This window comes from Rhodococcus sp. T9N, assembly GCF_024436645.1.
GTDB lineage: Bacteria > Actinomycetota > Actinomycetes > Mycobacteriales > Mycobacteriaceae > Rhodococcus_F > Rhodococcus_F qingshengii.
On sequence record NZ_JAMSKS010000039.1, the window covers coordinates 1 to 18218 of the forward strand.

Sequence of the window (18218 nt, forward strand, 5' to 3'; positions counted from 1 at the left end):
CTCCCTTAATGCTTCCTCCCAACCCGCCCCTCCCACCCCCCCCCCCCCCCCGACGCCGGGGCCGCCCCCCCCCCCCCCCCCCCCCCCCCCCCCCTTCCGTATGTCGAATCTAGGTGGCGTCGAAGTCCACAGGAGGACGTTCGCCGGCGGTGAGTGGCTTGTCCTTCGACAGCGTCTTCGGCTCCTGCACTCCGCTCTGCGGCTTCTTGTCGAAGTTGCCCGTGAAGATGGAGTCGTCGCCGTCGAGGAGGTGCTGGGTGATCACAGCGCGCGGCGTCATTCCGCGCAGCTTGTTCAGATCTGCGAGCGGTTTACGCAGATCCTCGAAATCGGTGCCCAGTTCTTCCTTGAGCTGATTGGAAGCGCCCGAAGCATATTCGCGCACCTGCCTCAGGGATTTCGTGACCCAGGAGACCGCACCAGGAAGCCGCTCGGGTCCCAAGATGACCAGAGCCGCTACGAGGAGGATCATGAACTCGCCCCAACCGATGTTGCCAAACACAGGGTCAGCCTACTGTGTGCTCGCTCGGTGCGCGCATGTCCGGATCAACCTCACAGGAAGATCGCAGGGTCCGATCAGTCCGACACCGGCGTGACCGAAATGTCGACCTGCCGTCCGTCGCGGATCAACTGAACGTTGACCGGCTGATCGACGGTCGTCGCGTTGACCGCAACCACCAATTCGTCGGCACTTGTCACCGGTCGGTCACCGACCTTGACGATGACGTCCCCCTCGACGATCCCCGCACGTTGAGCGGGGCTGCCGTCGCGCACGTTGGCCACCGCAGCACCACTGGTCGCGTCGTTGACCGCGGTGCGGGCATTCACGCCGATGTCGGGGTGATGAACCTTGCCGTCGCGAATGATGGTCTGCGCCACCTCGGTCACCGTGTCGATCGGAATCGCGAAGCCGAGCCCGACCGAACCGCCGGACTCACTGAGCATTGCGGTGTTGATGCCGATGACGCGGGCTTCGTCGTCGACGAGCGCACCACCGGAGTTGCCGTGGTTGATCGCCGCGTCGGTCTGGACGGCGTCGATGACGGCGTTGGTATCGGTGCCTTCACCCGACAACCGCAGAGGCCGGTTCAGTGCACTGACGATCCCGCGGGTGACAGTCTTGCTCAATCCGAGCGGTGAGCCGACGGCGACGACGTCGTCGCCCACCTGAACATCCTCGGATTTTCCGAGCTGAGCGACCGTCAGATTGTTCGCCGACACCTTGAGCACTGCGAGGTCTGTCTTGACGTCACGTCCGACGATCTGGGCGTCGGTCTTGGTTCCGTCGGAGAAGATCACCTGGATCTTCGCGTCCTGAGCGGGCGGAACAGCCGAGGAGATCACGTGGTTGTTGGTGACGATGTATCCGGCGCCTTCGATGACCACACCGGAACCCGTGCTGCCCTGGTCGCCGACGGCGACCTGAATCGACACCACGGATGGCAGTACCGCGTCGGCGACTTTCGCCACCTGAGACTCCGGCTGTTCCCCACCGCCGGATTGAACAAGCGTGACACGTGAGCTGGTGAGTGAACTGCGATCGGCAGTGATGACAGTGGTAAGCAACCCACCGACGAGAGCGATGACAAGCGCCATGCCCGCAAGAGCGGCCAGTGCCGAGGGGGCGACCTTGCGACCGAACAACAGCTCACGCACGTCGAGTTTCTGGGCGGGAGGCAACTGCACCGGCGCCTCGGACTCTGCGGGCTTGCCCAGCGAGACGGCGGATTCAGGATCACGCCACGGATCACGCGGCGTTTCTTCGTCGGGCGTGTTGTTCGCCGTCGCCTCGGGATCGCGACCGATCGACTCGGTGGCGTCTGCGGGTCGACCGAACGCTTCGGCCAGAACCGGGTCCGGAGTCCCGATCACGACATCGGAGGACGGAGTCGATCGCGCGGCCACCGGAGTGAACGAGCCCTCGACTCCACTCGGCCGACCGAACACCTGGCGCGAGGCCGGATCGATCTGGGGTCGATAGACCGGACGGGGGTCGAGAACCGGCGCATCTGCCGGTCTGTCCACCGAACCGTTTGCCGAAGAATCCGAACTCACTCCGGAGTGCCCCCTTTTTCCGTCAGTCACATGGTCCAGTATCACTGATCCGCGCCGGGAAGCTGGCGCGCGGCGTCATTTGCGCCAGCGACGGGACAACCTCTTGCTGATGGTGGAGAAGCCGGCGGGTTGATTACCGACGGAACTGTCGGCGTTTTCCGAATTCGGCCCGGTAGTCGGACTGTTGCACGAAGGAATCTGGCTGAGAAGTCCCACCAGGGACAACGGCATCGTCATCTCGCCGCTTCGACGCAGCGCACCACGTGCCTGCTGCTGAGCATCGACGGCCGCAGCGCACTCGGCGCAGATCGAGATGTGATGCGAGGCCCGCAAGTAGGCCTGCATTCGGAGTTCTCCGTCGACGTAGGCAGCGATTGCCTCGCTGGCCAGATGTTCGGTCGAACCGAACTGGCGATGTGCCCGCGCCTCCGTCATTCGTCCCTCCAGGTGATTGACCACGTCCCGCTCTGTAGCTCGAACCCGACCGTCAGAAACCGACGAGTTCGGATTCGGCTGCGCGCTGCGCTGCCAGATGATCACGAATCGCCTGTCGCCCACGATGGATACGGCTACGAACCGTTCCGAGCTTCACTCCCAGTGTGGCACCGATTTCCTCGTACGACAGACCTTCGATGTCACAGAGCACGACAGCGGCACGAAATTCAGGTGCGAGTGAGTCCAGTGCGGCCTGCAGACCTGCGTCGAGGCGCGCGTCGTGGTAGATCTGCTCGGGGTCCGGACCGGGTGAGGGAACGCGGTCGTAGTCCTCGGGCAGCGCTTCCATACGGATGCGATTGCGTCGGCGAACCATGTCGAGGAACAGGTTTGTGGTGATGCGGTGCAACCAGCCCTCGAAAGTTCCGGGCTGATAATCGGAGAGCGAGCGGAACACCCGGATAAAGGTGTCCTGCGTCAAGTCCTCGGCGTCCTGGGCATCGCCTGACAACCGGTAGGCCAGGCGGTACACCCGGTCACCGTGCTGACGCACGAGTTCGTCCCAAGACGGCATGGAGGACTTCTCACCAGTTGCATCGAACACAGCAGTGCCGATCAATTCGGAATCCACAGCCGATTCCGTCGTCAAAACTTCCGACTCTCGAGGGCGAGGCTCGTCGTTGACCTGGTAAATAAGTTGATCCTCCTGCTCGGGATCGCGTAGTTCGATCACCGCGTTGTCCGAATCACGTGATGCGCGATATTCGGGAGAACCAGCCGTTGCTGTGATTTGTTCCCGATCACCGAGCTGCGAAAGATCAACTTGGTAGAAATCGATACCGCCGTGCGATCTTCGATCCGGCGATGTATACACCTTTTCTCATCGCGGTGTGCGCGCCATATGAGGAGCCTGAGGGATTCCTGAGAATCCTGGTGACTGCGCGCCTTGCAGCGACAATCCGAACCGCCCGATAACCTCATGAGCGTGACCCACGCCGAACAGATACTCCGCCACGTCGAGGACGTAGTTTCCGAGGACGAGATTTTGACCGCGGCGCGAGATCGAGCGCTGGATCTCGGAGCCCATCCGGTGACGCCCGCCGTCGGTGCGACGCTCGCGATGTTCGCGAGGATGCTCGACGCGAAGACGGCCGTCGAGGTGGGTACCGGAGCCGGCGTGAGCAGCCTGTGGCTTCTGCACGGAATGCGCGACGACGGCGTCCTGACCACGATCGACAGCGAACCCGAACATCAGCGGGCCGCCAAGCTGACCTTCCGCGAAAGCGGAATCGCTCCGGCACGCACTCGCCTGATCAACGGACGGGCTCTCGACGTGCTTCCCCGGCTCGCCGACGGCGGCTACGACCTGGTATTCGTCGACTGCGCCGCGATCGACCACCCGCACTACGTCCGCGAAGGTGTCCGCCTGCTGCGCTCCGGCGGTGTCATCGTTCTGCACAACGCCCTGGCCGACGGCCGCGTTGCCGACAGCTCCGCACGCGACGCGACAACGGTTGCGGTCCGAGAAGCGGCAAAGGCCGTGACCGAGGACGAGCGACTCATTCGAGTCCTCCTCCCCCTCGGTGACGGCCTCCTCTGCGCGAGCAAGCTCTAGATCCAGACGCCCTTACCGATGGCGACGACGCCACCCTGACTGACGGCAAATCGTTCGCGGTCACGTTCGAGATCGACGCCGATGATTTCGCCGTCACCGACGACGACGTTCTTGTCGAGGATCGCTCGCCGTACGACGGCACCCTTGCCGATGCGCACACCCGGCATCAGCACGCTGCCCTCGACGGTCGCACCGTCCTCGATCATCACGTTGGAACTGAGTACCGAATTGCGCACGGTCGCCGCGGACAGGATCGACCCCGCACCGACGACCGATTCCTGCGCGAGTCCGCCCTTCACGAACTTTGCGGGCGCGAGATTCTCGGTGGCGCCGCGGATGGGCCAGCGACGGTTGTAGAGATTGAAGATCGGGTGCACCGACACCAGGTCCATGTGAGCGTCGTAGAAGGCGTCGAGGGTACCGACGTCACGCCAGTAGCCGCGGTCTCGATCGGTGGCACCGGGAACGACGTTGTCCTTGAAGTCGTAGACCGACGCCTCACCCGCGGCGACCAAGGCGGGAATGATGTCGCCGCCCATGTCGTGATCGGAATCGGAATTCTCTGAATCAGCGCGGATGGCGTCCACGAGTACCTTGGTGGTGAACACATAGTTACCCATGGACGCGAACGTCGAATTGGGGTCGTCCGGTGTCCCGGGAGGATGGGCGGGCTTTTCCAGGAACTGGGTGATGCGTCCGGACTCGTCACTGTCGATGCAGCCGAAAGCAAAAGCCTCACTTCGCGGTACACGAATACCCGCGACCGTCACGCCTGCCCCGGATTCGATGTGGTGCTGAACCATCTGTTCCGGATCCATCCGGTACACGTGGTCGGCACCGAAAACCACGATGTACTCGGGGTCCTCGTCGTAAACGAGATTGAGCGACTGCAGGATTGCGTCGGCACTGCCGGTGTACCAGCGCGGCCCGAGCCGCTGCTGGGCCGGGACCGGGGTGATGTACTCACCCGCGAACCCGGACAATCGCCACGTCTGCGAAATGTGGCGGTCGAGTGAATGTGACTTGTATTGCGTCAACACACAAATACGCAGATATCCCGCGTTGACAAGGTTGCTCAACACGAAGTCGATAAGTCGATATGCACCTCCGAAGGGCACTGCGGGCTTCGCTCTGTCCGCGGTCAGCGGATACAAGCGTTTGCCCTCGCCCCCGGCGAGCACGATTCCAAGCACATGCGGCTGGCTTCTCACACCGCTAACCTATCCGCACTGGTGAACTCCCGCTAGCGAAGCAGTCCGAGAGGTCCGATCGTGTCCCCCTCCGAACGGCCGGGGATAACGTGATCGGTAGCCGGATCGACCACGGGCGGTTAGGTTTAGCGCGTGCGAGTCGCGATGATGACCAAGGAATACCCGCCGGAGATCTACGGCGGCGCAGGAGTACACGTAACCGAGCTCGTCGCTCAGATGAAACGGCTGTGCGAGGTCGACGTGCACTGCATGGGCGCCCCGCGCGAAGGCGCGATCGTCCACTCTCCCGACCCCGCTCTCGCCGGATCCAACCCGGCCCTGACGACGCTCTCCACCGAACTGCGCATGGCGGACGCCGCGGCCGGTGTCGACATCGTCCACTCCCACACCTGGTACACCGGACTGGCCGGGCATCTCGCGTCGGCTCTCTACGACGTGCCGCACATCCTCACCGCGCACTCACTCGAGCCCAGACGCCCGTGGAAGGCCGAACAGCTAGGCGGCGGCTATCGGATCTCGTCGTGGTCCGAACGCAACGCCGTCGAGCACGCAGACGCGATCATCGCCGTCAGTTCCGGTATGCGACTCGACGTCCTCGACGCGTATCCCGCTGTCGATCCGAGTCGCGTTCACGTAGTGCGCAACGGAATCGACACCGAGGTATGGCATCCCGGGGGATCTGCGCCGGGAGCACAGTCCGCACTCGCGTCGATCGGCGTCGACCCGGCGAAACCCATCGTGGCCTTTGTCGGACGCATCACGAGGCAGAAGGGCGTCGGGCACCTCGTCGCGGCAGCCCACCACTTCGACCCGGAGATTCAGCTCGTGCTGTGCGCCGGCGCTCCCGATACGCCGGAGATCGCCGCCGAGACGGAGAAGGCGGTGGCCGAACTCGCCCGGCACCGGGGCAATGTCTACTGGGTGCGCGAGATGCTTCCGACCGAGCAGATCAGGGAAATACTCTCGGCAGCAACGGTATTCGTCTGCCCTTCGGTGTACGAACCCCTCGGGATCGTCAATCTCGAAGCCATGGCGTGTGAGACCGCCGTGGTCGCTTCCGACGTCGGCGGCATCCCCGAGGTGGTCGCCGACGGCGTCACCGGTCGACTCGTGCACTACAACGCCTACGAGCCGAACGCATTCGAGGAATCGCTCGCGGCCACCGTCAATGCCGTTGTCGCCGACCGAGAAGGCGCCGACGCGATGGGTCGTGCGGGCAGGATCCGTGCGATCGACGAGTTCTCCTGGGCCGAAATCGCCAAGCAGACGCTCGAGGTCTACGCGGACGCCGTCACGAGACGCTGATCCGCGTCAGATCTTGCGATAGGTCGAGACCGTCGCCGACGCGGTGACGGTGCTCGGCTGCGGCAGCTTCGCCACGGCGGCAGCCAGATCGGCGGGCGTCAGGTGTCTCGCCGACGGTCCCATCCCCACCAAGTCGAGGACGTCCTGGTGTGAGAGTGACATCGTGAACTCGACCTCGTCGCTACTCACACGCTCGAAGTATCCGGCCATCGACGATTCGAGACGTTCCACTTTGCGGTCGTCGACCCGGACCATCGCGAGAATGTCGATCAGCTCGCGCAGATGCCTGTCGGTGGGCGTCAGGACCACCAGAACGCCGTCTTCGGCGAGAACTCGATGGGACTGCGGACCGTTACGAGGAGCGAACACACAGAGCACGTGAGAGAGCGCTCCGTCGCGAATGGGTAGTGGTTGCCAGACGTCTGCGACGATCGAACCGATTCTTTCGTGGACCTTCGCGGCACGCCGGGCCGCGAACTTGGACACGTCCAAGGCTATCGCCCGAGAATCAGGCAGCGAATCCACGACGTGTGCGAGGTATTGTCCTGTGCCTGCGCCGATTTCGACGATCCGCGCGGGGTCCGACCCCGCCGTCGTCGCGCAGGCCCGGGTGACGGCATCCATCAGCGGGCCGAAGTGGCCGGCGCCGAGCAATCGTGCACGCGCGGCAATCATCTCGGCACTGTCGCCGGTGAACTTCGTGGCACCGCCACTGATCAGGCTCACGTAACCCTGACGAGCGATATCGAATCGATGTCCGCGGTCGCACTCGGCGGCGCCGTCCACCAATTCCAGATCAGCAGCACACTGCGGGCAGGACAGAAGATCGATCACGGCGGCAAGCATTGATCCGTCCTTTCGGCTACCGGCGGTGCGCACACACTTCAGGCCCCGTACCGAAACGGATACGGAGCCTGCGTGCAATCACGTGCTGTTGTTCGTACTGCTACAACCTGGACCCGACTAGCTGGTGACGTTCGTGAGTTCCACACCGAGCGCTGCAGCTTCATCCGGGGTCAGCTCGACGACGAGGCGTCCGCCACCCTCGAGTGGAACCCGCATGACGATTCCTCGTCCCTCTTTGGTTGCTTCGAGGGGACCGTCCCCGGTCCGGGGCTTCATGGCCGCCATCCTCTGCTCCCTCCAGATCTGCGCTGCATTGCTCTGCGCCTCGACTAACGGTGCGCCCCGCCAACAATCAGCGAGGCTCGTACCCTCCATTGTTCCCTATGGATGCGGGAACCGGGAATCTGAGTCACATTTAGGGGTGTTCAGTCGACCGTCACACCTGCGCCGGAACCCAGCAATCGGCCACGTGATCATCGACCATTCCGGTGGCCTGCATGAGCGCATAAGCCGTGGTAGGACCCACAAACTTGAACCCGCGCCGCTTGAGTTCCTTAGCCATGGCAGTCGACTCGGGAGTGACCGCGGGAACCTCTGCAATTGATGTCAGTCTTCTGGTGCGTCGAGGCGGCGAGAACGACCAGAGTAACGAATCGAGGTCCAGATCGGGCGAATTCACGAGCACTCGGGCGTTGGAAATCGTCGCCTCGATCTTCGCGCGATTGCGGACGATCGCGGCATCGGAGAGCAATCTCTCGACATCCGCAACTCCGTACGCTGCGACCTTGTCCGGATCGAACCCGTCGAAGGCTTCGCGGAACGCCTCGCGTTTGCGCAGAATCGTGATCCACGAAAGTCCCGATTGGAATGCTTCGAGGGCGAGTCGTTCGAACAGTTCGTCGCGCCCGTGCAGCGGACGCCCCCACTCCTCGTCGTGATAGTCGCGGTAGAGCGTGTCGCCGGGCGTCTCGACCACCCAGCCGCACCGAACGAGTCCGTCGGCCATCAGCCCTGGGAATCCTTCGATTCGGATACGGTCTCAGGCTCCTCCTGCGATGCTTCGGCCTTGGCCGGAGCATCCGCTTTCACCAGGACCTCAGACCGCTCGTCACGGCCCAGTTGTGCACGCAGAGAATCGATTTCCAACCCGAGGCGATGCAGGGCCCAATCCACTTCACTCGCCTTGTAGCCACGCAGCACCTGCTGAAAACGCAGCGCGTCGACATCCGCCCCGGTGACGTCCTCTGCCGGGAGTACGGTCGCCGTCGTGCCAGGAGGCAGCGGCGGCAGCTCTTCCGAGCGCCCGAACACAGCGCTGGCGGCGAGGAAGATCATCGCGCCGACCAGTGCCATGACAATCAGGTACAGGAGGATCGTCATCATGGACCGATACTCCCATACCCGAGTGTGAGCGGTCAGACCCCCGCGGTGCGCACTATCGAATTCATCGGGGGTCGATCGAGTAGCGAAACCTCGGTGGTCTCGGGCACGAAAGAATCGCCGTCGACCAGGAATTGGGTCAACCCGGCACCCGAATCCTCGATCCCGCACCGCCGGAGCATCGTTCCGATGATCTGCCGGCTCATCACACCGAGGTCGGCGAGCGGCCGGTTGCGATGCTTGCGCACACCGAGATTGACCTGACCGATCGCCGCCAGCCCCAACGTGTCGTACGTGTCGAGCAGAAGGCCGATCTCGACGCCGTAGCCGGGCGCAAACGGGACAGCGGACAGCAGCTCACGGGTGCCCGCGTATTCACCGCCAAGCGGTTGCAGTACCGACGTGAGTTCCGGCCGCAGCGCGGCCAACATGGGCCGCGCAACCAATTCCGTGACTCGCCCGCCGCCGTTGGCATCCTCCGTGCCGCTCACGCGCAGCGGACGGCGGTAGTAGCCCTTCACCAGATGGATGCCGTCAACCGTGAGCAGCGGCCCCAGCAGTTTGGGCACGAACGCCGGATCGGGATTGATGAGATCGGAGTCGACGAATGCGATCAGATCGCCGGTCGTTGCGGCGACCGAACGCCACAGCACCTCACCCTTGCCCGCGGTCGGCGGGATGGACGGGACTGCGCTCTCACGACTGATCACCGTCGCCCCCGCCGCGCGAGCACGCTCGGCGGTACGGTCGGTCGAACCGGAATCGAGAACGATCAACTCGTCGACCAAACCACCGAGCAACGGATGAATGGTGTCGACCACCGCAGCAACGGTGTCCTCTTCGTTGAGCGCGGGCAACACCACCGAGACGGTTCGGCCACCCTTCGCCCGTTCGAGCTCGGCGACCGTCCAACTCGGATGGTCCCAACTGTTGGCGTCTGCCCATACGCGGGTCGGGCCCGCACCGGTGATGCTCATGCCAGACCTCGAACCGTACGTACCGGGGCACGGCGTCCCTGGATCGCGGCCACCATGTCGACGACTCGACGGGTGGACGCCACCTCGTGAACACGGAACACCCGGGCGCCGCCCGCCGCGGCCATTGCTGTCGCTGCCAATGTTCCCTCCAACCTCTCGGAAAGCTCCACACCAAGAGTCTCCCCGATGAAGTCCTTATTACTCAGCGCCATCAGCACTGGCCACCCGGTGTTTACAAGAACGTCCACTTTCCGCAACAACTCGAGCCCGTGAAAGGTGTTCTTACCGAAATCGTGGGTGGGATCGATCAGGATCGCGTCACGCGGAACCCCGAGTGCCAGGGCGCGCTCTGCCGCCGACACGACCTCGGTGACCACATCTGCGACGACGTCGTCGTAGCGGACACGATGCGGGCGGGTGCGCGGAACCGCGCCACCCGTGTGCGAGCAGACGATCCCGGCACCAGTCTCGGCAGCAACCAGGACTAGGTCGGGATCCGCACCCGCCCACGTGTCGTTGATCAGGTCGGCGCCTTCGGCGCGTGCCAACCGCGCGACGCCGCTCCGCCAGGTGTCGACGCTGATGATCAGCTCGGGGTACTTGGCTCTGATCGCGGCGACGAACGGAACGACTCGCCTGACCTCTTCGTCGGCGTCGACGAGGTCACCGGGCCCAGCTTTCACTCCCCCGATGTCCACCAGATCGGCGCCCTCGTCGACGGCCCTGTCGACGGCAGCCATCGCTGCCGAATCCGAGAACGTCGCGCCTTGGTCGTAGAAGGAATCGGGAGTGCGGTTGACGATGGCCATCACCAGTGCACGGTCGACCGCGACCGGACGCCCACACAGGGTGGGCGCCGGACCTGGCTGCGCGGTAGAACCGGGGAGTGAAGACATGCCACTCATACTGGCATGACGGAACTCGGTCTAGCCCTTGGGTACCGAGCCCGCCGCGACCTTTCCGACGTATTCGTCGTACGAGTCCACGTAACCACCCTCACGGCCTTCGAGAACGTGCAGAGTGTCGGCGCCGACGTCGTAGCCCTCGTTGCGCAATTCCACCTTGCGCGACTTGAAAGTGCTGGTGTGTTCGAGTGAGTCGACGATGCGGATGAACAGCGGGACCGCGTAGTTGGGAAGCTTGCCGTAGAGATGAGCCGCGACTTCGCTGCCCTCGAAACTCTGACTGTCACGTAACTTCACCGCCGCCATGCCCGCGCGACCGTCGGTGCCCGGAATCTCGACGCCGTAGACAACTGCTTCCTCGACGGCCGGGTGCGAACTCAGCGCGCCCTCGACCTCCGTGGTGGCGACGTTCTCTCCCTTCCAACGGAAGGTGTCGCCGAGACGGTCGACGAAGGCGACGTGGCCCCATCCCTGCTTGCGCACCAGGTCTCCGGTGTCGAACCAGGTGTCGTCGTCCTTGAATCCGCCGCGTACCAGTTTGCTGTTGCTCGCCGCTTCGTCGGTGTAACCGTCGAAAGGCGCCCGGTCGGTGACCTTCGACAGCAGGAGTCCGACCTGACCCGTGGAAACCTTGCGGAGTCGACCGTCGGCTCCACGCAACGCTTTTCCGGTGTCCTCGTCGAACTCCACGACGGCGTGCGGCAACGGGCAGATGCCGGCCGTCTTGTCGACGTTGAGTGCGTTGACGAACGCAATGTTGCATTCGCTCGCACCGTAGAACTCGGCGACGCGGGGTATGCCGAACCGCTGGGTGAATTCGGCCCAGATCTCAGGGCGCAGACCGTTACCCACCATCAGCCGAACAGCATTGTCGCTGTCGGTCGGCTTGACCGGCTGGTTGAGCAGATAGCGGCACAGTTCGCCGATGTAGGTGAACGCGGTCGCCTTGTTGAGTGCGATGTCGTCCCAGAACCGCGAGGCCGAGAACTGACGTCCGATCGCGATTGTCGCACCGGACGCGAGCACCGAGGACAGCGAGACCGTCAACGCGTTGTTGTGGTAGAGCGGCAGGCAGCAGTACAGGGTGTCCGAGTCGCGCAAGCGCACGCCCATCAACCCGAGCCCCGACATCGACTTCAACCAACGGAAGTGAGTCATCAAGCTGGCCTTGGGCATTCCGGTGGTGCCCGAGGTGAAGATGTAGAACGCCTTCTCCTTTGCCAGCACCTCGGCGGTGACCGCGGGGTTGGACGGATCAGCCGTCTTCGCCAGATCCGCGAGTTCGCTGACGAGAAGTTGGTTCGGTCCGCTAAATCCGGCGGGCAACGATTCGAGGGCTTCTTCGCACTCGTCGGCGACCACCAGGACGCGCGCATCGAGAAGCGTAAGGCTGTGTGCCAGAACGTCGTCGCGCTGGTTGTAGTTCAGCATGCCCGCTGCCGCGCCGAGTTTTACCGCGGCCAAGGCGATCAGCAGCGCTTCGGGAGTGTTCTTTGCCAGCACTCCGACGACGTCTCCGCGGTCGACTCCTCGACCACGGAGAACGTCCGCGTAGCGGTTCACCAGTTCGTTGGCTTCCGCGTAACTGGTCGCGTGGCCCTCGAACCGGATGAACGGGCGCGACGGGTGCGCGTGCGCGGCCTTCTGGAAGATCAACCCGATCGATTCCTTGGCCGAAGGCTTACGGGTGAGCCCGGCGGCCCCCCGCGCCAGGATCGGCACCTCGGTGATCATCGACGGCAGTTTTGCCGCCAGATCGAGCAGGCCGACGGTCGAACGGGCTTCCGAACTCATGGCTCCCCTAACACGTATCCGGCGCCCATTCGGCCGCCCAGTCTGCGGCCACCTTACTGCACGGTAATAAAGCCCGCCATGCCCCAGGTCAGGGTTTCACGCACGCGTCTGATCAGGATTTGACGCACGCGTCGAGCGCGGCCTCGACGTCCGTCCTCACCAGCAGAGTGTCCAGCGCCTGACGCCCGACGAAGCCGGTCCCGTCGAGCTTGTTCAACCACTCGAGCAGGCCGGTGAAGTGGCCGACGGGATCGAGCATCACGACAGGTTTCTCGTGCATTCCCAGGTAGCCGGCTGTCCACGTCTCGAACAACTCTTCCAGCGTCCCGATTCCGCCGGGCAGCGTGATGAACGCGTCGGCGTGGTCTTCCATCAGCTTCTTGCGTTCGCGCATGGTGTCCGTGACGATCAGCTCGTCGGCATCGACGTCGGCAACTTCCTTGTGCACCAAGGCCTTCGGGATGACGCCGACGGTCCAGGCACCCGCCGCGCGAGCGGACTCGGCGACAGCGCCCATCATCGACACGTTGCCGCCACCCGAGACCAACTGCCATCCGCGTCGACCGATCGCGGTTCCCACCTCGGCAGCCAACGCCAGGAACGATTCGTCCACCGGACCCGACGCGCAGTAGACGCAGATCGAGTACTTCTTGTCGGAATCGGTCACCATTCTTCTTCTTTCCCCAGATCTGCGGCCTCGTCGACGCCCTTGTCGGCGTTGAGGACGATTCGTACTGCTTCTTCCACACTGTCGGTGACGTGCAGCAAGTTCACGTCACCTTCGGAAATCTTGCCGTCACGCTCGAGGGTGCCGCGGATCCAATCGACGAGTCCGGACCAGTACTCGGTACCGAACAGGACGATCGGGAAGCGCGTGACCTTGTGGGTCTGCACCAGGGTGAGTGCCTCGAACAGCTCGTCGAGTGTTCCGAAGCCACCCGGCAGGCAGATGAATGCCTGGGAGTACTTCACGAACATCGTCTTGCGTGCGAAGAAGTACCGGAAGTTGATTCCGAGATCCACCCACTCGTTGAGTCCCTGCTCGAACGGCAACTCGATGCCGAGGCCGATCGAGTACCCGCCGGCCTCACTGCAACCGCGGTTGGCAGCTTCCATCACTCCTGGCCCACCACCGGTGATGACGGCGTACCCGGCCTCGGCCAACGCCGTTCCCAGCTCGCGCCCGGATTGGTACTCGGGATGATCGACCGTGGTGCGGGCCGAACCGAACACCGTCACCGCACGCGGGACCTCGGCGAGTGCGCCGAAACCTTCGATGAATTCGCTCTGGATACGCAGCACACGCCACGGATCGGTGTGTACCCAATCCGTGGGTCCGCGCTTGTCGAGCAAGCGCTGATCCGTCGTGGTCTTCTCGTCCTTGCGCTTGCGTCGAAGCTGAACCGGCCCGCGGTGCTTGATCGACGAGCTCTGCTTCTTCGAAGCCGAATTCTTCTCTGGTGCCATGCGGCAAGGCTAACGGTCAGGCCGACAGATACTTCCTCAGCACGGCCGCGACGTCGGTGATCTGCTGCACCGGAACGTGCTCGTCGCGCTTGTGCGCGAGGTTCGGATCACCCGGTCCGTAGTTCACGGCAGGAATGCCGAGCGCCGAGAACCTGGACACGTCGGTCCACCCGTACTTCGCACGGAACTGACCACCGGCCGCCTCGATCAGGGCGGCAGCGGACGGGTTCGCCAAGCCGGGCAGCGCGCCGGGCGAGGAGTCGGTGACCTCGAATCCGAGGCCCAGACCGTCGAACACTTCGCGCACGTGCGCCTCGGCTTGTACCTCGCTGCGATCGGGCGCGAATCGGAAATTGACGTCCATCTCGGCTTCGTCCGGGACGACGTTTCCGGCGACGCCACCGGAGATCCGCACCGCCGACAAGCCCTCGCGGTAGCCGCAACCGTCGATGTCGACCGAGCGCGGCTGGTAACTCGACAACCGCTCCAACGCACCGCCGAACTTGTGAATGGCGTTGTCCCCCAGCCAGGACCTGGCCGAATGTGCGCGAGTTCCCGAAGCCGTCAACCGAACCCGCATCGTGCCCTGGCACCCGGCCTCGATGAAACCGGCCGTCGGCTCACCGAGAATTGCGACGTCCGCCGCGAGCCATTGCGGGATCTCGCGTTCGATCCGTCCCAGGCCGTTGTACGTTGCGGCGATCTCTTCGCAGTCGTAGAAGACGAGGGTCAGATCGTGGGCCAGGTTCTCGATGGTGGCCGCAAGGTGTAGGAAGACCGCGTCGCCCGACTTCATGTCCACGGTCCCGCAGCCGTGCAGGATGTCGCCGTCACGCCGCGAAGGAACGTTGTCCGCGATCGGCACCGTATCCAGATGTCCGGCGAGCATGACCCGACTGGGCAAACCACGCGACGTACGCGCCAACACGGCATTGCCGTTGCGGATGATCTCGAAGCCCGAAGTCTGCTCACGCAGCGCATCCTCGACAGCCTGCGCAATGACGGATTCGTCGTGCGAGACGCTGGGGATGTCGACCAGGGCGGCCGTCAAGTCGATGGGGTCCGAAGCAAGATCGAGGATGCTCACACGCACCAGCCTAGGCCGGTGCACCCACCACCCAGTAATCTCTAGTCCCGTGAGCGCACAGGGAGCAACAGCAGTAGGTATCGCCAACGTGACCGCGGACGGAACCGTCCTCGACACCTGGTTCCCGGCACCGGAGCTGGGAACATTCGACAAGACCGGTACCGAGAACGTCGAGGGAACAGATATTCCTTCCGATCTTGCACTGCTGGCAGGCACTGACGACGCTCGCGAGGTATCGCAGGTCGTCGTGCGCACCACCATCGCCGATCTCTCCAAGGCGCCGGTCGACGCACATGACGTCTACCTGCGCCTCCATCTCCTCTCGCACCGTCTCGTCGCACCCCATGGTGTCAACCTCGACGGCCAGTTCGGCCTGCTCAGCAACGTCGTGTGGACCAACTTCGGCCCGTGCGCCGTCGAAGGTTTCGAGCAGGTTCGCTCGCGTCTGCGCATCCGCGGCGTCGTGACCGTGTTCAGCGTCGACAAGTTCCCCCGCATGGTCGACTACGTCGTGCCGTCCGGAGTTCGCATCGGTGACGCGGACCGTGTCCGACTCGGTGCACACCTCGCCAGCGGAACGACCGTCATGCACGAGGGCTTCGTCAACTTCAACGCCGGAACCCTCGGCAACTCGATGGTCGAAGGCCGCATCTCCGCGGGCGTCGTCGTCGACGACGGATCCGATGTGGGCGGCGGCGCCTCGATCATGGGCACCCTCTCCGGTGGAGGCAAGGAAACGATCTCCCTCGGCAAGCGCTGCCTCCTCGGCGCAAACGCCGGCCTCGGCATTTCGCTCGGCGACGACTGCGTCCTCGAAGCGGGCCTCTACGTCACCGCCGGCACCAAGGTCACCGGCCCGGACGGAACCGTCGTCAAGGCCAAGGAACTGAGCGGCAAGTCGAACCTTCTCTTCCGTCGTAACTCGGTCTCGGGTGCCGTCGAGGTCGTGCCGTGGAAGGGCACCGGCGTCGAACTGAACGCTGCTTTGCACGCTAACGACTGATGAGTAGCACCGACGTCTCCGACGGAACAACCACTGCTCTCGGCCACGGTCTCAAGGTCCGCCATCTGACGATGATGGGCTTGGGCTCGGCCATCGGCGCCGGCCTGTTCCTCGGAACCGGCGTCGGTATCGCCAAGGCCGGGCCGGCCGTCCTGATCTCCTACATCCTTGCGGGCGCCGTCGTGGTGTTCGTGATGCGCATGCTCGGCGAGATGGGCGCCGCGATCCCGGCCAGCGGTTCCTTCTCTCACTACGCGCGCCTGGGGATCGGCGAGTGGGCCGGCTTCGTGATGGGCTGGCTCTACTGGTTCATGCTGATCATGGTGCTGGGCGCCGAGATCACCGGGGCTTCGGCGATCGTGAACGACTGGGTGCCGTCGATCCCGCAATGGGTTGTCGCCCTGGTTTTCGTGGTGTTCTTCGCCGTGGTGAACCTGGCGAAAGTCAGCAACTTCGGTGAGTTCGAGTTCTGGTTCGCCGCAATCAAAGTCACCGTCATCATCGGCTTCCTGATCATCGGTGTCCTGCTGGTGTTCGGCATCCTCCCCGATACCGACCCGGTCGGTACGAGCAATCTGTTCGGGCAGGGCGGCTTCATGCCCAATGGATTGTCCGGCATAGCCGCAGGACTTCTCGTCGTGGCATTCGCCTTCGGTGGGATCGAGATCGTCACCATCGCCGCAGCCGAATCCGAGAATCCGGAACGCTCCATCGCCGTCGCTGTCCGGAGCGTCGTGTGGCGCATCAGCGTCTTCTACATCGGCGCCATCTCGATCATGGTTCTGGTGCTGCCCTGGAACGACCCCGAACTCGAGAGCGGCCCGTTTGTGGCCGTCCTGAACAAGGCGAACATTCCAGGCGTTGCCGGGTTCATGGAACTCGTCGTAGTAGTGGCGTTGCTTTCCGCCTTCAACGCCAACATCTACGGCACCTCTCGCATGGCGTTCTCACTTTCGCGCCGCGGCGACGGACCCGCCTTCATGGCGAAACTGTCGAGCACCGGAGTTCCGACCAATGCCGTTCTGCTGTCGGTGTTCTTCGGCTTCGTCAGCGTCCTGCTCAACTGGCTGCTCCCCGACGACCTGCTCGGCATCCTGCTCAACGCAGTCGGCGCTGCGCTGCTGGTCATCTGGATCTTCATCGTCGTCTCGCATCTGCGACTGCGAAAACAACTCGAAGCGTCGGGCAAGCTGACGGTTCGGATGTGGCTGTTCCCGTATCTGAGCTACGCGACACTCGCGATGCTCGGTGTGTTCGTCGTCCTCATGCTCTTCGACGCCGATGCCCGTGCACAGTTGATCTCGACCACCGTGTTGTTCCTCGTGATCGCGGCATTGGGTTTCCTGAACGCCCGTTGGCGTAAGCAGAATCAGCCCGTCTGATCCGTGTGCCTATGCATCCCGCCTGTTCACGACGACGATGCTGAGACCGAATACGACGAGCACGAAGAGGGCGAAGTAGATCAGGCTGCCCCAGGGTCCCCAGTGGAAATCGACGCCACCGCCGGAACCGAGAAAGTTGTTGGCGTTCATGAACGGCAGGAACGGCATGATCTTCTCGCCGATACTTCCGAACAGGTTGAAAAGATTCTCGATCAGCAAGGGCCACAACAGCAGAAGCGCGATCGCACCTGCAGACTGCCGGAGCAACGTGCCCACTCCGACTGCTAGAACTACGCAGAAGAACGCGTAGATCGGTGTTCCGTAGACGACCCGCCAGTTCTCGTCGCCGGACAGAGTCAGGAATCTTCCGGCGTCACCTGATGTGGCCTTCGTGAGGGCGAAGGCGCCGAACGACAACACGAGAGTCAGCACCGCTCCGAACCCACCGATGAGGCCCGCTTTGGCGACGAGCACCGAGGCGCGGTTCGGAACCGCCTGGAAGGTGGTGCGGATGGTCCCGAAACGATATTCGCTGGTGATCGCGAGAGCCGCCATGATCATCAGAACCAACACACCGAAGCCGGTCACTCCACTGAGTGCCCCCGAAACTGTCGGCATCATTGCACCGTTGGGGTTGCTGAGCGACGACTTGGCGCTCAGTCCGAAAACGGTAGCGAGTCCCAACCCGAGCACGATGATGATGATCGTGCACCACAGCGGCGACTTGGTCGTGGTGATCTTGATACGTTCAGCACT

General features: G+C 63.6%; 20 protein-coding genes. 4 read left to right on the forward strand and 16 right to left on the reverse strand.

Features of this window, described 5'->3' with window-relative positions:
• Positions 1-109 precede the first annotated feature (109 nt).
• The 4 genes from tatB to sigE form a co-directional block, all read right to left on the reverse strand.
• On the reverse strand, positions 110-502 hold the full coding sequence (gene tatB, locus M1L53_RS32150) for a Sec-independent protein translocase protein TatB (protein ID WP_003945177.1): 393 nt from the start codon (positions 500-502) through the stop codon (positions 110-112).
• A gap of 74 nt (positions 503-576) precedes the next feature.
• Entirely contained in the window at positions 577-2055 is a 1479-nt protein-coding gene (locus M1L53_RS32155; RefSeq protein ID WP_054187360.1) for a trypsin-like peptidase domain-containing protein, read from the reverse strand.
• A 75-nt stretch (positions 2056-2130) separates the two neighbouring features.
• Positions 2131-2490, reverse strand: a complete 360-nt coding sequence (locus M1L53_RS32160) for a hypothetical protein (RefSeq protein ID WP_003945180.1) — start codon at positions 2488-2490, stop codon at positions 2131-2133.
• Between the two features lie 52 nt (positions 2491-2542).
• On the reverse strand, positions 2543-3139 hold the full coding sequence (sigE, locus tag M1L53_RS32165) for an RNA polymerase sigma factor SigE (RefSeq protein WP_029255812.1): 597 nt from the start codon (positions 3137-3139) through the stop codon (positions 2543-2545).
• A gap of 330 nt (positions 3140-3469) precedes the next feature.
• On the opposite strand from sigE, the gene M1L53_RS32170 reads away from it, so the two are divergent.
• Positions 3470-4105 carry an O-methyltransferase gene (locus M1L53_RS32170; RefSeq protein WP_007736091.1) on the forward strand — a complete coding sequence of 212 codons (636 nt, stop codon included), beginning with the start codon at positions 3470-3472 and terminating at the stop codon, positions 4103-4105.
• On the opposite strand, the gene glgC is transcribed toward M1L53_RS32170, so the two are convergent.
• Entirely contained in the window at positions 4102-5316 is a 1215-nt protein-coding gene (glgC, locus tag M1L53_RS32175) for a glucose-1-phosphate adenylyltransferase (RefSeq protein ID WP_003945185.1), read from the reverse strand. The genes M1L53_RS32170 and glgC overlap by 4 nt on opposite strands.
• Positions 5317-5448: 132 nt before the next feature.
• Here glgC and glgA point away from each other — a divergent pair, with 132 nt between their 5' ends.
• Positions 5449-6621 carry a glycogen synthase gene (gene glgA / locus M1L53_RS32180; protein ID WP_003945186.1) on the forward strand — a complete coding sequence of 391 codons (1173 nt, stop codon included), beginning with the start codon at positions 5449-5451 and terminating at the stop codon, positions 6619-6621.
• Positions 6622-6627: 6 nt separating this feature from the next.
• Here glgA and M1L53_RS32185 read toward each other — a convergent pair whose 3' ends face one another.
• The 10 genes from M1L53_RS32185 to dapE all read right to left on the reverse strand — a co-directional run bounded on the left by M1L53_RS32185 (position 6628) and on the right by dapE (position 15077).
• Positions 6628-7467 carry a putative RNA methyltransferase gene (locus M1L53_RS32185; protein ID WP_007736089.1) on the reverse strand — a complete coding sequence of 280 codons (840 nt, stop codon included), beginning with the start codon at positions 7465-7467 and terminating at the stop codon, positions 6628-6630.
• A 117-nt stretch (positions 7468-7584) separates the two neighbouring features.
• Positions 7585-7752, reverse strand: a complete 168-nt coding sequence (locus M1L53_RS32190) for a DUF3117 domain-containing protein (RefSeq protein ID WP_003945169.1) — start codon at positions 7750-7752, stop codon at positions 7585-7587.
• Between the two features lie 151 nt (positions 7753-7903).
• The gene (locus tag M1L53_RS32195) at positions 7904-8473 is read right to left on the reverse strand and encodes a DNA-3-methyladenine glycosylase I (RefSeq protein WP_003945189.1); all 570 of its coding nucleotides are present in this window, start codon (positions 8471-8473) and stop codon (positions 7904-7906) included.
• Positions 8473-8850 (reverse strand): DivIVA domain-containing protein, encoded by a 378-nt coding sequence (locus M1L53_RS32200; protein WP_003945181.1) that lies wholly within the window; start codon positions 8848-8850, stop codon positions 8473-8475. Before M1L53_RS32200 ends, M1L53_RS32195 begins: the two co-directional genes overlap by 1 nt.
• Before the next feature lie 32 nt (positions 8851-8882).
• Positions 8883-9824 carry a glucosyl-3-phosphoglycerate synthase gene (locus tag M1L53_RS32205; RefSeq protein WP_003945188.1) on the reverse strand — a complete coding sequence of 314 codons (942 nt, stop codon included), beginning with the start codon at positions 9822-9824 and terminating at the stop codon, positions 8883-8885.
• Positions 9821-10720, reverse strand: a complete 900-nt coding sequence (gene folP / locus M1L53_RS32210) for a dihydropteroate synthase (RefSeq protein WP_030536944.1) — start codon at positions 10718-10720, stop codon at positions 9821-9823. Before folP ends, M1L53_RS32205 begins: the two co-directional genes overlap by 4 nt.
• A 30-nt stretch (positions 10721-10750) precedes the next feature.
• A complete protein-coding gene (locus tag M1L53_RS32215) occupies positions 10751-12523 on the reverse strand; it encodes a long-chain-acyl-CoA synthetase (protein WP_054187361.1) in 1773 nt (590 codons plus the stop codon).
• Positions 12524-12635: 112 nt separating this feature from the next.
• Positions 12636-13193, reverse strand: coding sequence for a TIGR00730 family Rossman fold protein (locus M1L53_RS32220; RefSeq protein WP_003945191.1), 558 nt, complete (start codon positions 13191-13193; stop codon positions 12636-12638).
• A complete protein-coding gene (locus tag M1L53_RS32225; protein WP_003945176.1) occupies positions 13187-13990 on the reverse strand; it encodes a TIGR00730 family Rossman fold protein in 804 nt (267 codons plus the stop codon). Before M1L53_RS32225 ends, M1L53_RS32220 begins: the two co-directional genes overlap by 7 nt.
• Before the next feature lie 16 nt (positions 13991-14006).
• Positions 14007-15077: a succinyl-diaminopimelate desuccinylase gene (gene dapE / locus M1L53_RS32230; protein ID WP_030536946.1), complete on the reverse strand. Its 1071-nt coding sequence runs from the start codon at positions 15075-15077 to the stop codon at positions 14007-14009.
• 49 nt (positions 15078-15126) lie between these two features.
• Here dapE and dapD point away from each other — a divergent pair, with 49 nt between their 5' ends.
• Together dapD and M1L53_RS32240 are read left to right on the forward strand one after the other, a co-directional pair.
• Positions 15127-16080, forward strand: coding sequence for a 2,3,4,5-tetrahydropyridine-2,6-dicarboxylate N-succinyltransferase (dapD, locus tag M1L53_RS32235; RefSeq protein WP_019749368.1), 954 nt, complete (start codon positions 15127-15129; stop codon positions 16078-16080).
• Entirely contained in the window at positions 16080-17462 is a 1383-nt protein-coding gene (locus tag M1L53_RS32240) for an amino acid permease (RefSeq protein ID WP_003945184.1), read from the forward strand. The genes dapD and M1L53_RS32240 overlap by 1 nt, the downstream gene beginning before the upstream one ends.
• A 9-nt stretch (positions 17463-17471) precedes the next feature.
• Here the strand turns inward: M1L53_RS32240 and M1L53_RS32245 are convergent.
• Positions 17472-18218: ABC transporter permease (locus tag M1L53_RS32245; RefSeq protein ID WP_261949447.1), on the reverse strand; the 747-nt coding region annotated here is incomplete at its 5' end.